At 41.8% G+C, this 15,704-nt stretch carries 13 protein-coding genes; 12 read left to right on the top strand and 1 reads right to left on the bottom strand.

The features are described from left to right. Positions 1-185: 185 nt before the first annotated feature. The 8 genes from QZ334_RS00305 (at position 186) to QZ334_RS00340 (ending at position 9,379) form a co-directional block, all read left to right on the top strand. Complete coding sequence (locus QZ334_RS00305; protein ID WP_295230902.1) at positions 186-2,348, top strand: methylmalonyl-CoA mutase family protein; 2,163 nt, start codon at positions 186-188, stop codon at positions 2,346-2,348. 4 nt (positions 2,349-2,352) lie between these two features. Further along, complete coding sequence (gene scpA / locus QZ334_RS00310) at positions 2,353-4,542, top strand: methylmalonyl-CoA mutase (RefSeq protein ID WP_295230905.1); 2,190 nt, start codon at positions 2,353-2,355, stop codon at positions 4,540-4,542. Beyond that, positions 4,535-5,788 (top strand): methylmalonyl Co-A mutase-associated GTPase MeaB, encoded by a 1,254-nt coding sequence (gene meaB, locus QZ334_RS00315; RefSeq protein ID WP_295230907.1) that lies wholly within the window; start codon positions 4,535-4,537, stop codon positions 5,786-5,788. Before scpA ends, meaB begins: the two co-directional genes overlap by 8 nt. Before the next feature lie 295 nt (positions 5,789-6,083). After that, positions 6,084-6,974, top strand: a complete 891-nt coding sequence (locus tag QZ334_RS00320) for a DUF3829 domain-containing protein (RefSeq protein WP_295230909.1) — start codon at positions 6,084-6,086, stop codon at positions 6,972-6,974. A gap of 48 nt (positions 6,975-7,022) precedes the next feature. Then, positions 7,023-7,283 (top strand): hypothetical protein, encoded by a 261-nt coding sequence (locus QZ334_RS00325; protein WP_295230911.1) that lies wholly within the window; start codon positions 7,023-7,025, stop codon positions 7,281-7,283. 251 nt (positions 7,284-7,534) lie between these two features. Continuing rightward, entirely contained in the window at positions 7,535-8,140 is a 606-nt protein-coding gene (locus tag QZ334_RS00330; RefSeq protein ID WP_295230913.1) for a MotA/TolQ/ExbB proton channel family protein, read from the top strand. Then, complete coding sequence (locus QZ334_RS00335) at positions 8,137-8,541, top strand: ExbD/TolR family protein (protein ID WP_295230915.1); 405 nt, start codon at positions 8,137-8,139, stop codon at positions 8,539-8,541. Before QZ334_RS00330 ends, QZ334_RS00335 begins: the two co-directional genes overlap by 4 nt. 4 nt (positions 8,542-8,545) lie before the next feature. Further along, entirely contained in the window at positions 8,546-9,379 is an 834-nt protein-coding gene (locus QZ334_RS00340; protein ID WP_295230918.1) for a hypothetical protein, read from the top strand. A 131-nt stretch (positions 9,380-9,510) separates the two neighbouring features. On the opposite strand, the gene QZ334_RS00345 is transcribed toward QZ334_RS00340, so the two are convergent. Continuing rightward, on the bottom strand, positions 9,511-9,921 hold the full coding sequence (locus QZ334_RS00345; RefSeq protein WP_295230920.1) for a CAAX protease: 411 nt from the start codon (positions 9,919-9,921) through the stop codon (positions 9,511-9,513). Positions 9,922-10,151: 230 nt separating this feature from the next. Between QZ334_RS00345 and QZ334_RS00350 the strand changes: the two genes are divergently transcribed. The 4 genes from QZ334_RS00350 to QZ334_RS00365 all read left to right on the top strand — a co-directional run bounded on the left by QZ334_RS00350 (position 10,152) and on the right by QZ334_RS00365 (position 15,342). Continuing rightward, a complete protein-coding gene (locus QZ334_RS00350) occupies positions 10,152-11,111 on the top strand; it encodes a M48 family metalloprotease (RefSeq protein WP_295230922.1) in 960 nt (319 codons plus the stop codon). A 138-nt stretch (positions 11,112-11,249) separates the two neighbouring features. Next, positions 11,250-12,545 (top strand): adenylosuccinate lyase, encoded by a 1,296-nt coding sequence (gene purB, locus QZ334_RS00355; protein WP_227721256.1) that lies wholly within the window; start codon positions 11,250-11,252, stop codon positions 12,543-12,545. A 222-nt stretch (positions 12,546-12,767) separates the two neighbouring features. After that, positions 12,768-13,916, top strand: a complete 1,149-nt coding sequence (locus tag QZ334_RS00360) for an MFS transporter (protein ID WP_295230926.1) — start codon at positions 12,768-12,770, stop codon at positions 13,914-13,916. 142 nt (positions 13,917-14,058) lie between these two features. Beyond that, on the top strand, positions 14,059-15,342 hold the full coding sequence (locus QZ334_RS00365; RefSeq protein ID WP_287499687.1) for an adenylosuccinate synthase: 1,284 nt from the start codon (positions 14,059-14,061) through the stop codon (positions 15,340-15,342). Positions 15,343-15,704: the final 362 nt, after the last annotated feature.

Here is a 15,704-nt window from a genome sequence, read left to right on the forward strand (position 1 = left end):
TTATTGCCCTTGAAAGTGACTGTTGAGCATATGCATCAGGCTTTATTGTTAGTAAACTGATGGACACAGATTTGAGGTTGATGTGATCCATAGATAAGAAAGCTTTGGTGGTGTATAAGCATAACAATTGTAGGTACGGTGCGCTGTTTCTCGGTATGGTTTCGAGTTGAAAAGGAGGCACATATATGTCTGACAAAAAGACTTCAAAGGATGCTGAACGCGATCTATTAGCTCCTGTATCCTTTGATGAATTTGAGAAACCTACGTATGAACAATGGCAGGCAGAGGTTGAAAAGGCGTTAAAGGGTGGCGACTTCCACAAGAAGATGTTCACGAAAACCTATGAAGGTATTACGTTGCAGCCGATTTACACACCTGCATTGCATGCAGAAGCAATTCCAAAGGGCGTATACCCTGGGGCAGGCGAGTTCCTACGTGGCACGAAGGCAAGTGGTTATATTAAAGACTCTTGGGGTGTATCCCAATATGTAGATGACTCTTTGCCTAAAGATGCTAATCATGCAAGTTTATACGAGATTGTAAAAGGTGGCACTATTCACAACATCCGCCTAGATGAAGCAACACGTCATGATCAAGACGTGCAAGTAGGCGCATCTGTTGGCGTTGGTGGTACATCTGTATCCACCATGGATGACTGCAAACAATTGATCGACCGCTTCAATCTGAAGGAAAATCCTTTGTATATTGAAACTGGTGCTTCTGCAGCCATCTTGCTTGGCATGTTAGCGGCTACAGTGAAAGGGGCTAAAAAACAAACGTCTGATTTGAAAGGTCTCGTTGGTGCCGATCCTATCGGTGTTTTGGCAAAAGATGGTGCTTTGCACATTTCCTTAGATACAGCTTTTGATGAAATGGCACATACTGTTGTATGGGCTAAAGAGCAAGCTCCAGAGCTTAAAACAGTGCTTGTATCCGGTGATGTATACGCTAATGGCGGCGCTAACGATGTGCAAGAGGTTGCCTATGCATTGGCAACGGCTGTGTGCTATGTGCGTCAACTAGCGCAACGCAACATCGACATTCACACCATCGCGAAGAGCATGATGTTCACATTCTCCTTAGGTGCTAACTTCTTTATGGAAATCGCTAAATTACGTGCGTTACGCGTACTTTGGGCTCGCATTATGGAAGCTTTCGGTGCTGAAAAAGCGGACCGCGCCGTTCATGTACACGGCAGAACATCGGCTTTCACAAAAACTGTATACGACCCATATGTAAACTTGTTGCGCAATACAACACAAGCATTCTCTGGCGTTGTAGGCGGTTTGAACAGCCTTGAAGTATCTCCGTTTGACCAACCAATTCGCAAAGCAGACGATTTCTCTCGCCGTATTGCCCGTAACATCCAAGTTATGTTGCAAACTGAATTCGAGTTGCGCCAACCTGTGGACCCTGTAGGCGGTTCCTGGTACGTGGAAACATTGGCTGCTGAACTATGTGAAAAAATCTGGGCTGAGTTCCAAACTATTGAGTCTAAAGGCGGCATTATTGCAGCGTTGAAAGAAGGCTATCCTCAAGCTCAAGTTAAAGCCATTCTCGATGAACGCTTTAAGAACCTTGCATTCCGTAAGGATGTTGCAGTTGGTAACAACATGTATGCGAACATGACGGAAGAATTGCTTGATCCTAAACCAGAAAATCAAGAAACATTGCGTCAAAAACGAGCTGCTCAAATCGATGAGTACTTGGCAGGTGCAGAGGCTGATGCGGTTGTGAAAGCACAGGCTACTCTAGAAGCAAGTACAACAGAACCAGGTGCGTTGATAGGCCTTATCGAGCTTGGAGCATTACAGAAATTGACAATCCGTCAAATCCGTAAGGCTTTAGATGCAGGCGATATTGCTTCTGAAACAATCGAACCAATTACAGCACATCGCTGGACTGAACAATTTGAAGCACTTCGTATGCGCACTGAAGCGTATAAACAACGTACGAAAGATAATGTGAAGGTGTTCTTGGCTAATATGGGCCCAATCCCTCAACATAAACCTCGTGCGGACTTCTCCACAGGCTTCTTCGAAGTAGGTGCTTTTGAAGTTATTAAAAATGATGGACATGAAACAACGGCTGATGCGGCGAAGGCTGCTCGTGAAAGTGGTGCCGATGTTGTCGTTATCTGTTCCACAGATGATACATATCCAGAATTAGTACCACCACTCGCTAAAGAGTTGAAAGAAACTATGCCGAATGTAACAGTTATTTTGGCAGGGGCGCCTCCTAAGGACCTTGAGCCTGTATACCGTGAAGCTGGCGTAGACGACTTCATTTCCGTTCGTGCAAATTGCTACGAAATCTTACATACGTTACAAGATAAGAAAGGGATGTGAGCTCATGTTTAAAAATCCAGACTTCTCCTCTCTTGGCTTGGGATCTCAGTCGCCGACATCTCGCGATGCATGGCTTGCTGAACTTCAAAAAGAAACAGGAAAAAGCTTTGAAGATTTATATAATACGACAATGGAGCAAATCCAACTAAAACCTCTCTACACAGAGATGGATTATGAAGGAATGACACACCTTGACTACATGGCTGGTGTACCTCCATTCTTGCGTGGACCTTATTCCACAATGTACGTAACTCGTCCTTGGACAGTACGTCAGTACGCTGGTTTCTCCACAGCAGAAGAATCTAATGCGTTCTACCGTCGTAACTTGGCAGCGGGCCAAAAAGGTTTGTCTATCGCCTTTGACCTTGCCACACATCGTGGTTACGACTCCGACCATCCTCGCGTAGTAGGTGACGTTGGTAAAGCCGGTGTTGCGGTAGACTCCATCCTCGATATGGAAATTCTGTTCTCCGGTATTCCTCTCGACCAAATGTCCGTATCCATGACAATGAACGGCGCCGTATTGCCTGTCATGGCGTTCTACATCCTAGCTGGTGAAGAACAAGGCGTTGATAAAAAGGTTATGGCTGGTACAATCCAAAATGATATCTTGAAAGAATTCATGGTACGTAATACCTATATTTACCCTCCAGCTACGTCCATGCGCATTATCGGTGATATCTTTGCGTACACTTCTCAGTACATGCCTAAATTCAACAGTATCTCCATTTCTGGCTACCATATGCAAGAAGCAGGCGCTACGGCAGATATCGAATTAGGTTACACCTTGGCCGATGGTCTTGAATACATCCGTACCGGTGTAAATGCAGGCCTTCACGTAGATAAATTCGCGCCACGTTTGTCCTTCTTCTGGGCAATCGGTAAAAACTACTTCATGGAAGTAGCGAAAATGCGTGCAGCTCGTATGTTGTGGGCTAAGATTATTAAGAGCTTCGGTTCTGAAAATCCTAAATCCATGGCTCTTCGTACACATAGCCAAACATCTGGTTGGTCCTTAACAGAACAAGATCCATTCAACAACGTAGCTCGTACATGTATGGAAGCGATGGGTGCTGCATTGGGCCATACCCAATCTCTACATACCAATGCGCTTGATGAAGCTATTGCGTTGCCTACGGACTTCTCTGCTCGTATTGCCCGTAATACTCAGCTTTACATTCAAGATGAAACTAAGGTATGTAAAGTTATCGACCCATGGGGCGGTTCCTACTACGTAGAAGCCTTGACTGATGAATTGATTCGCCGTGCTTGGGGTCATATCCAAGAAATCGAATCCCTTGGCGGTATGGCGAAAGCGATTGATACTGGTCTTCCTAAGATGCGTATCGAAGAAGCGGCAGCTCGTCGCCAAGCTCGTATCGACTCTGGCCGTGAAGCAATTATTGGTATCAATAAATATCGTCTAGATAAAGAAGATCCATTGGATATCCTCGACGTAGATAACACGGCTGTACGAGAAGCGCAAATCCGTCGTCTCGAACAATTGCGTGCTAACCGTGATGAAGATAAGGTTCAATCCTGCCTCGAAGCGATTACCAATGCTACAGAATCCGGGGAAGGCAACTTGCTTGCTCTTGCACTTGAAGCTGCTCGTGCTCGTGCATCCTTAGGTGAAATTTCCTTTGCTGTTGAAAAAGTTTGCGGTCGTCATAAAGCGGTTATCCGCTCTATTTCCGGTGTATACTCCAGCGAATACGAAGATGACGATGTTATCAAAGAAGTACGTCAAATGGCAGATGACTTCGAAGAACTCGAAGGTCGTCGCCCTCGTATCATGATTGCGAAGATGGGCCAAGATGGTCATGACCGCGGTGCCAAAGTTATCGCTACATCCTTCGCGGATATGGGCTTTGATGTGGATATCGGACCTTTGTTCCAAACTCCAGAAGAAACAGCTCAAGATGCGGTGGATAATGACGTTCACATCGTCGGATTCAGTTCCCTTGCGGCAGGTCACAAAACATTGTTACCTCAACTTGTGGAAGAGCTCAACAAACGAGGTCGTGGAGATATTTTGGTTGCCATTGGTGGCGTAATCCCTGCTCAGGACTATGAATTCCTACGCGAACATGGCGCAGTGGCTATCTTTGGCCCTGGTACAGTCTTGCCTGTAGCGGCTAAGAAATTGCTAGAAACATTGACTAGTCACGTTCAAGACGAGTCTAATGACTGATAACAAACGGCCTACCCCGGACGTATTGCATACGACTCAGGATGCTACCTTCACCACTGGTGAAGGCAAGGCCCCTGAATTAGGTGTAAAAAACGCAAGCGCCGAGGGTAGTACCTACCGTCCCGATTGGGTGCCAGAAGATGCGAAGAAAGATGATACCTTTGCGTGTCATGTAATGAAAGGCGTCAAGGAAATGCACGATGGCCTCTTGTCTAGCTCCGCTCATCTGGCTCCGTCGGTACGTCCCGTACAGCGGCGAAAGAAGTTAACTGTCGCTGATTATGTACGCGGTATCGAGCAGGGGGACCGCGTTATACTTTCACGGGCTATTACGTTAGTAGAAAGTAATAATAAGGAACACTTTAAATTAGCTCAACAAGTATTGCAAGCTATATTGCCTCGCACGGGCAAGGCGTTGCGCATCGGTATTACTGGTGTGCCTGGGGCCGGTAAAAGTACATTTATTGAAGCCTTTGGCAATATGCTCATTGAAGCAGGTTACAAGGTAGCCGTACTTGCTGTAGACCCTACGAGCCAAGTCACAAAGGGCAGTATTTTGGGCGATAAGACGCGGATGGAAACATTGACGAAACATCCTGACGCGTATATCCGTCCATCGCCGGCAGGTGGTACACTAGGCGGTGTAGCTCGTAAAAGTAGAGAGACCATGCTACTTTGCGAGGCTGCTGGATACGATATCATTCTCGTTGAAACCGTTGGGGTTGGGCAAAGTGAAGTTACCGTGCGTTCCATGGTAGATTTCTTTATGCTCATCGTATTAACAGGTGCAGGCGATGAATTACAAGGCATCAAAAAAGGCGTTATGGAGCTGGCCGATGCTATTGTGGTCAACAAGGCTGATGGGGATAACCTCAAGCGCGCTCTCATCGCTCGTAGCGATTACGATCGGATGTTGCATTACATTCGTCCTGCTACGGAAAAATGGAAAACCCAAGCCTACACTTGCTCAGCCGTTACAAAGGATGGCCTCGATGAATTGTGGGATGTAATCCAAGAATTTACTGAACAAGGCAAAGAAAATGGGGTCTTCTTAAAACGCCGTCAAGAACAATCCCTCCGTTGGGTACGCGATATGATTGACGAACACTTGCACAACCTATTCTTTAATAATGTCGTCATTCAAGGTCGTATGGGCGAAGTGGAAGCAGCCGTCTTAGATGGTGAAATGAGCGAATCTCAAGCCGTTGAAGAATTAATTGGCGTTTTCGATAAGTCCATTAAATAAGTAGATAGCTACATACCTATTTGATAAGCTGGCATAACTTATCTATTAAGACACTCCGATTAGCTATCATACTGATTTAGACATATAAGATGTATCCAGAAAAGGCATAGTATAAACATTACTATTGGGTTTACCCCAATGGAGATGTATACTATGCCTTTTTATGTGCTTGTGAAAGCATATTCATGAAACAAATTTCATAAAAAATACGGTTGATACTTTCATAAATAACATATATGATATATAATTTAATCATAAACTGTTACTTGTGTGTGATTTAAATGAGAGGGTCATTATGAAACCACTAGTAAAGAAAATGTTAACAGCCGTATTGTGTGCATCTACTCTAACAGCTCCATTATTTTTGAGTGGTTGTAGTTTTTCTAAGATTGCCAATGGGGTGCAGCAAGGTGCTCAAAAGGCATCGCAAAAAGACATTCAAGTCTTTAATCAGTATATTGAAGCAGTTGGTAATTTTAACAGTGGTACCGTACGCTTTGGATATGCTATTAATCCTTCCATTCAAAAACTAAGAGAGGGTCAACATTTATCAAGCTTTATGGCACCAAAGTTTGATAGCTTACAACAAAAATTACAAGCCGCTAAAGATGCGGGTATACCATATGATGATATGAAGGAACCTCTTGATAACGTATTAACCGTATTAAAGGACATTGTACCAGTAGCAAATGAATTGGATACGTACTACCAAACTAATTCATATCAAGCAGATAATTATGCTAAGGAACAACAATTAGGACCTAAATACGTTCAATTATATGATCAATTCTATGCAGCATATAATCAGCTAGACGCAGTAATTCACAAACATAATACGGAAAATCAACAAGAACAGTTGAAAGAACTTAAAGATTCCGGTAAGAAAAATGCAGCTGCTGCTCAAGAAGTTCATTTACGTTTAACTGCATTATTGGATAGCTTTGAAGAAGGCAAGCAAATCGATGTAAATGCGGCGAACCAAGAGTTGCAAGGTATCATGGATGTGTCCAGCAGCATTACTAGTCCGGACTATAACTCTGCTAAAAATCATTTAAATACAACTATTGGTAGAATTCGTACATTCTTAGGTGACCAAACAGCTGATCATTACAATGATATGATCGAATCCTATAATAGCTTTATTGGTAGTGTAAATCGCTTGGATATGAACAAACTCGATAAATAGTATCTAATCATATATATCGTTTCATGTAATGTTAGAGAGGTCATTTAAATGAGCAAAAAAATGTTATTACCAGTTGGTATTGTAGTTTTAATTATAGGTGTTGTTATCCTATTATTAAATCCAGATCCAGCAACAACGAATTTAGAAATTGCAAGAAATGCTACCAATGCACGAGAGGCAGCACAAGCGATTTCTTCTAATAATCAAACCTATGCTTGGATGTATTCCATTGGCATGTTCTGTAGTGGTTTTGGCTTGTCCTTAACAATCGGTGGCATACTTGTAAAATTCCTCAAAAAAGACCAATAAACCATATATGCTATGGTTATGCGATGTCAAATCGTGATGGAATAAAGCTAAAATAAAGCCAAAATAGATGTAGAATAAAGCTCAAGTAAGACCAAAATAAAACAGAATAAAATCAAAATAAAGGGCTATACTAATATGTGTATCACTATTAGTATAGCCTTTTTTTAACTCATAATTATTTTTAGATACCTTAAAACGTGATATAATAAAGGTTATTAGGGCCTAGAGGGTGAAGGCTTTTGGAGGTTAGTATGAGTAGTATAGCGCATTTATTTGTGGCTGGTGGATTTGTAATGTATCCGCTAGTAATTTTTTTGCTCTTTGCGTTGATGATTGGCATTGAGCGTATCGTTTTATATCGCAAGTTTACAAAGGACTTGCATCGCTTTAATAAGGTATTAGAAAAGAACCAAAGCTGGGTTATGTTGCCGAGCATATTGGAACGAGACACCTTGGAGTTAGGATCCTTATTTGCTCGTGCTATTCGCAGTGCTAAGAACTACAATAGCTTGGAAAATCGTTTGCAAGATATCGTATCCTATGCTGATGAGCGATTAAAACGCGGCCTTAGCTGGCTTAGCATGATTGTAACTATGGCTCCACTATTGGGCCTATTGGGGACCGTACTTGGCATGATTCGTGCCTTTGCTGTCGTAGGCGGCGATATTGGTGCGCCTACCATCATTACTGGCGGTGTATCCGAGGCCTTGGTGGCAACGGCGACAGGCTTGACGGTAGCCATCATTGCACTAGGCTTTCACAGTTACTGTGCGGCAAAGGTCAACGATTCTATTACTACATTAGAGCATGAGTGTGGTAATATCCTCGATGCGTACAACGAGGAACATGATATATGAGACGACGCACATTAGGGGTTAAAAAAGAACCGACAATCATGATTATCCCTATGATCGATATCGTATTCTTTTTATTGGTATTTTTCATGGTGGGTACGCTGTACATGAATACAGAGCAGCAAATTCCTCTAAATTTGCCATCTACATCCACTTCTACGGCAAAATCTATCGAGCCTATTACGATTACCTTAACTACAACGCATACGTTATATATCGATAATCAGGAAATCTCTTCGGAACGCTTGGCGGAAGAGGTGCGGTCTATCGTTAAACAAGCACCGCGACAAGCCTTTGTTATCCGCGCATCTAAGGATGTATATTACAGCGAGGTTATCGCTCTGTTAGATATGCTCAAGGTAAATGGCGCCAAGTATATTAGCGTCGCAACGGAACGGAAGTGATTCTATGTTTGAATCGCATTATTTGAAACCGTTCATCGTGTCCTTAGGCATTACGACGATACTCGTATCTGGGATGGGGTTTTCTTTGCGAGGTATGGCGGGCACTGGGGCAGCTCATGATGCGGCTGAAATTAGCTTTGATTTGCCTGATGATGGTGAAAGCAGTACAGAGGTAACCGAACCAACTCCACAACCTGAGGAGAAGGTTGCCCCCGCAGAGGCAGTACCAGAACGTACAGAAGCAAAGCCTAAACCTCAGTCACAACCTGTGATGGAGGAAGTGACACCTGGTGAAAATGAACGAACTAAAACATTAGATACAAATGCTAGTACACAAGAGCAGCGACGAGAATGGGCTATTCCTAAGGCCATTGAAACTGAAGCGGCTGGCGTAGAGCAAGCGGTTATAACTCATGAAAAACAATCAAAACCGAAAGAGGCGCCTATGGGTAAGGACGTTACATCTGACCCTAATGCCGATGGTGATGGTCGAACAGAAACGGCTGATTTATCATTCTTATCAGATATTGCGTGGAGCTTGTTAACACCAGGACAGCAAGAACTATTGCGTCAGCCAGCTATTAATCCAAGCGCCTATCTTCGCCGTGTTCAAGAACAAGGCGCGAAATCTTCTGTAACAGGTACTGTTACGGTGAAGGTAAACTTTGGAGAAGATGGACATGTCATCGTTGCTCAGAACACACCGCGCATCGTGGTGGACGGAATACCGCCCGATGTAATGGAAGAAGCATTGCGCATTGTTAAAACCAGTGGCAGCATCGTCAACCACTCTGGACGTATACAAACCTTAACAATCCCTGTCGTTATGGGACAATAAAGAGGCATATCACATACTATGTATGTAAGATATGCCTCTTTTACTTTTGCAGTATTAGTTATTTGTAGCCTGTTATTTATGGTTACCAGATTATTATAGGAATATAATTCATATGGAAAAACTGTATCCTATTAATCCTGGTTTGTAAGCATTGTTTTGGTAGAGTTGAACACTGCAAGATATACGATAGCGCCACCGATAAATAATGTAACTTGCATAGGTGCGCTAAATTGATTGACGCGCCATAATGCGAAGGCGTAGAAGAACATTGTCACTAGCATGATAAGGAATGCGATGATAACGCGTACATTGGTATTAACCGCTAAGGATGTAGTGATGCGAGATTTATTGAGTATTACATAAATTAAGGATACAATGATGTCTGCTGTAAAGATGGAGAATACATAGTTGAGATCAAACTCTCCAAATAGAACTACAGCCAAGCCGATAAAGCTAAGCCCAAAGAATAGGCGTAATAGAATGCCTACAGTATTCGATTCATTGCGCTGTGCACGTCGCTCTTTGCGATTTAAATTTGCCATGAAAGCCTCCCTATTTTTCATAGTAGATTTAGTCTGTATGTTTATTATATATCACAATGTACAGCTATGATACAGTATTAGTAAATTTATTTATTGTTATATTACTATATAAGGTATAACTCCATAGTTATATGGGGCTTACTAATGTAATAATTTAGAAAATAAATGTGTAACTATATGAGATGTAACGTATAGTTATCATAGAATATGAGTGCATAAAGAGAGAGAGTATGATTCAAGTTATTCTTACCTATATTGTTAACGTTATCATTGTATTTATCTTCTTCCCAATTTTAGAGTCCGCAGTTCAATACGTATATCCTTTTTCTTGGGATTGGCTTATGAACCCACTACAATTAGCGGATAAGTTAGAGGTGTATATCGTTATAGCCTTTGCATTACCTATTATAGTGGCTATAGGACTATTTTTGCCGCCTTTTAGTTGGATTGCTCATGCAATGCAAAGTGAAAGAAAACCAAGTGTAGAAGAATCGGCCTATCTTGAACCAATATTTGAAAAATTATGTGCCTATAGTGAGGTAAAACGTGATTCACTAACTGTGCGTATGCGTAATGATGAGGATATCAATGCCTTTGCTTCGGGAATCAATCATATTACGATACATACAGGTGCCTTACGAGCATTAAGTGAGGATCAATTGGTAGGCGTTTTGGCGCATGAGTTGGGTCATTTGCGTCATCGCGATACCATTTATTTAACTATAACCTATGCCATGGATCGACTAGGGCAATTGATTTTAAATCTTGTAATATTGCTTAACTTTGCATTGAATATACTGGCAATTATACCGATTGTTAATATTGTAGTTCGCATTATTCAATTAGCTATAGTCATTATGATTACAGCGGTGGAATACATACTACAGTTACCGAAGTGGATAACCTATTATTTTGATAGCCGTCGCCGTGAGTATGCTGCTGATGCGTACGCTATATCAATTGGTTTAGGTCGAGAATTGCGGGATGGCCTCGTTTCATTGGGCCTAGCGACTGACCAAATTGGCATGCTTGAGAATGGCGAATTATATGATCGTGAAAGTACGGGATTTTTTAGCCGTTTATTTATTACCCATCCAAAAATGATTAAACGAATTCATCGCATCGATGAAGGCAGAGAGGTGTACGAGTTGAAAAAAAATCTTATGTGGAACCGACTGTTAAAAAAATAGGCTCTGGAAATACGAACGATTAGTAAATTTAATATAATTATCATTCGGAAAATTTAGGTCCATTCATTGAATGGAGCTTTCACATATGGTACAATTATTGTATAAGAAATCTAGCTTTTATCATGCAAAGGAGACATCATGATACCACGTTATACACGAGAAGAAATGGGCCATATTTGGAGCGAACGCAACGAGTTCGACACAATGTTATTGGTAGAAACATTGGCATCCGAGGCACAAGCTGAGTTGGGCGTTATCCCTAAAGAAGCGGCTAAAGCCATTCGTGAAAAGGGCAATTTCGACGTTGAACGCATTCATGAAATCGAAAAGGAAACAAACCACGATATCATTTCCTTCGTAACAGCAGTGGGCGAATACGTAGGTCCTGAAGCGGCTAAATATATCCACCTTGGCCTTACATCTACTGACGTTAAAGATACAGCGCTTGGTTACATGATGAAACAAGCATGCGACATCTTGATTGAAGATTTGAAACGCTTGCACGACGTATTGCGTCGTCGCGCAGCTGAGTTCAAATACACACCTATGATCGGCCGTACACATGGTATTCACGGCGAACCAACTACATTTGGCTTGAAATTAGCATTGTGGATGGCTGAAGTAGAACGCGATATCGAACGCATGGAACATGCTCGTAAAAGCGTTGCTGTAGGTAAATTGTCCGGTGCTGTTGGTACATACTCCAACATCGATCCATTCGTAGAGCAATACGTATGCGAAAAATTAGGTCTTGAACCTGTTAAAATCGCTACACAAGTAGTACAACGTGACCGTCATGCTGAATTGTTGTCCACTATTGCTGTTGTAGGCGGCACATTGGATAAAATCGCTTTGGAAATCCGTCACTTGCAACGTACTGAAGTGCGCGAAGCAGAAGAATACTTCAGCCCTAAACAAAAGGGTTCCTCCGCGATGCCTCATAAACGCAATCCTATTACATGTGAAAGAATTTGTGGTATGGCTCGCTTGCTTCGTGGCTATGCTCAATCTGCTTACGAAGACCAAGCTTTGTGGCATGAACGCGACATTTCCCATAGCTCTGTAGAACGCGTTATCTTGCCAGATGCAACCATTGCATTGAACTACATGCTTCACCTTACAATCCGCACTATCGATAAATTGTTGGTATATCCTGAAACAATGCTTAAAAACCTCAACCTTACAGGCGGCCTTGTATTCAGCCAAACAATTTTGACTCACCTTGTAGATAAAGGTGCAGTACGTGATGAAGCATATCGTTGGGTTCAAAAATACGCTATGGAACGCTGGCTTGAAGGCAAAGATTTCGCTACAGGTCTTAAATCTGATGAAAACATCAAGAAATACATGACTGCTGAAGAAATCGATGCATGCTTCGATCCTCATAAATTGTTAAAACATGTTGATACAATCATGGCTCGCTTTGGCCTATAATTGTAGGGTACTTCCCATATAACATACGAAAGACTAGGGTAGGTATAGACCAATCAGCCTATGGCACGTGCATTAGGTGTTGGCTATATCTATCCTTTTTATTTTGAAAGTAATCTGTTATTTATACTGTTTTGTGGACAATTATGAGCACAATTATGAGCTGGTTTCCTAGTAAGCATCTCTGTATCTTAGGGGAAATTAGCTATTGTATTAGGAGGTTATATGAAACGTATCATACGAAAGTACGGACCGCCTATTTTTCACTGTATTAATGACTTTGGACAAGGTTCACTAGCGGCGCTCATACCGTTCTTTATCGCTAATTTTGGCCTTAATTACTATCAATCGGCATCCATTATTTTCTGTAACACCGTAGTGGCTTCCGTGGCGCAGCCTATCTTGGGCTATGTGGCGGATCGGTGGCGCGTGCCGTGGTTCATTCCTGTAGGCTTTACCGTAACATTAGTCTCTATCAGCGCCATTGCACTGGCAACGAGCTATGAAATGATATTAGCTCTATCGCTCATTGCAGGGATTGGGGCGGCACTATTCCATCCTGAGGCGGCTCTTCTCGTGAACCGCACGCAATCCAATGAACTTGGTAATGCCATGGGACGATTTGCGGTTGGGGGCAGCGCTGGTTTTGCACTGGGCCCACTCCTTGCTGGTGGTGTGTACGTCTTTTGCGGTCAATTCCTTTGGTTGTTCACGGCAATTGCATTGATTGGCGTGTTGCTGTATGTGTATGCCTTTACAGGCTCTACAGATACCGATGCTATTGGTGAAAGTAAAAGCTCTGCTAAATCTACTAATAGTGGCACTAACGATTGGGTTAGCTTTGGCAAATTATTCTTTGTCATTGCTTCTCGATCTATACTATTCTCTGTATTATCCATCTTTATCCCTATTTTATACATTACTGTTATTAACGGAGAAGCCAGTGCATCGAGTTTAGCTTTAACGATGTACTTTGCAATGGGCGCTGTTCTTACCTATATGGGCGGGGCGTTGTCAGATAAATTAGGCTTCCTTAAAACAGTTCGCTTAGGCAATCTTATCTTCTTGCCATCTGTTTTAGTCTTTATCTTTGTGCCTAATATATGGGGCTTTTTCGGCGCCATGATCCCAATGGCCTTTGGTGTATTCTCACAATACGGTCCAATTACGGTACTAGGTCAAAAATACCTGGCTAAAAATGCGGGCTTTGCATCTGGTATTACACTAGGCCTTGGTATTACCTTAGGTGGACTTGTAGCGCCATATGTGGGCCATATAGCCGACATCTATGACGTACAAACTGCTTTGATGACATTGATACCTGTAGGCTTGATGGGACTTTTCATGAGCTTCTGGCTTAAAGAACCAAAATAATATCTTTAAAAACGTTGCAGAAAATTGCTCACGCCTTTGGGAAGAAACTAAAGATTGAATTTGTATAAATACTTTCACAGAGTCCGAACATTGTTGTATAATGTTAGTGAATTATTTAGACTTTCACATGGAGGATATAGATATGGCAACAAGTATGGTTATCGGCACTCAATGGGGTGACGAGGGTAAAGGTAAAATCGTTGACTGGATCGCGGAACGTGCAGACGTTGTAGTGCGCAGTCAAGGTGGTAATAATGCAGGTCATACTGTTGTGGTAGATGATAAAGCATTTGCTCTTCGCCTTTTACCAAGCGGCATTTTGTACGATAACAAACAAAATATCGTGGGTACTGGTGTTGTAATCGACCCTAAAGTTTTGTTACAAGAAATTGAAGGCCTTGAAAAACAAGGTAAATCTGCAAAATCCCTTCATATTTCCGACCGTGCGCATGTTATCATGCCATATCATATCGCTTTAGATAATGCAGAGGAAGCATCCAAAGGTGATGCTAAAATCGGTACTACTAAAAACGGTATCGGTCCTTGCTATGCTGATAAAATTAACCGTATCGGCATCCGTATCTGCGACTTGTATGACCTTGAAACATTCAAACAAAAATTAGCATACAATGTAGAATTCAAAAATAAAATGCTTACTAAAGTTTATGATGCTGAACCAGTTAACTATGATGAAATTTTAGCGGATTACATCAAATATGCTGAAGCATTGAAACCATATGTAACAGATACTAACATCGCTGTTCTTAAAGCAGTTAAAGAGGACAAAAAGGTATTGTTCGAAGGCGCTCAAGCTACTATGCTTGACCTTGACCATGGTACATATCCATTCGTAACATCCTCTCATCCAATCGCTGGTGGTGCTTCCACAGGCGCTGGTATTGGTCCAAACTACTTGAAAAATATCTTCGGCGTTGTAAAAGCGTATGCAACACGTGTTGGTGCAGGTCCATTCCCTACAGAACTTCTTGATGAAACTGGCGACAACCTTCGCAAACTTGGTCATGAGTTCGGTACTGTAACTGGTCGTCCTCGTCGTTGTGGTTGGTTAGACCTTATGGTTGTAAAATACGCTGCAGGTCTTAACAGCTTAGATTACCTCGCTATTACACGTTTGGATATCCTTGATTCCTTCAAAGAATTGAAAATCTGCGTAGGTTATAAATTGAATGGTAAAGATGTAGAAGGTTTCCCAGCTAACTTGAAAGATCTTGAAGCATGCGAAGCTGTTTACGAAACATTGCCAGGTTGGGAAACAGATATCTCTGGTATCCGCAAATACGAAGACCTTCCTGAAAATGCTCGTAAATATGTAGAACGTATTGCAGAAGTAACAGGTGTACCTTTGGGTATCGTATCCGTTGGCCCTAACCGTAACCAAACAATCGATTTAGTAAATGTATTCTAAGCTATACTAATTTGGTATAATTGGTTTGCGCTAGGGGAGACTAGAATTTATCATTATAAATTCTATGTTTTTCCTACTATACAATCGACTTATAGAATTATACAGATAAGGCCCCTCTATGAGGGGTCTTTTGTATTGAAAGTCATTAGAACACAAAATCGGTATAGTTTACATCTAATCCTTTAGATTGCTAATATAGTGCGGTATATCGAAGTATGCTATATGGTTATTAGAAAATCGCTATATCGAAAATTCTATAGAAAACAATTGCACAAAACCATTATATATACATTTTTATGTATAACTAAATAAATCTATGAGATGAAAATTTATTTAAAATATTCATAGCGAATAGCCTATAG

The sequence above is a fragment of the Veillonella sp. genome, assembly GCF_019414865.1.
Taxonomy (GTDB): domain Bacteria; phylum Bacillota; class Negativicutes; order Veillonellales; family Veillonellaceae; genus Veillonella.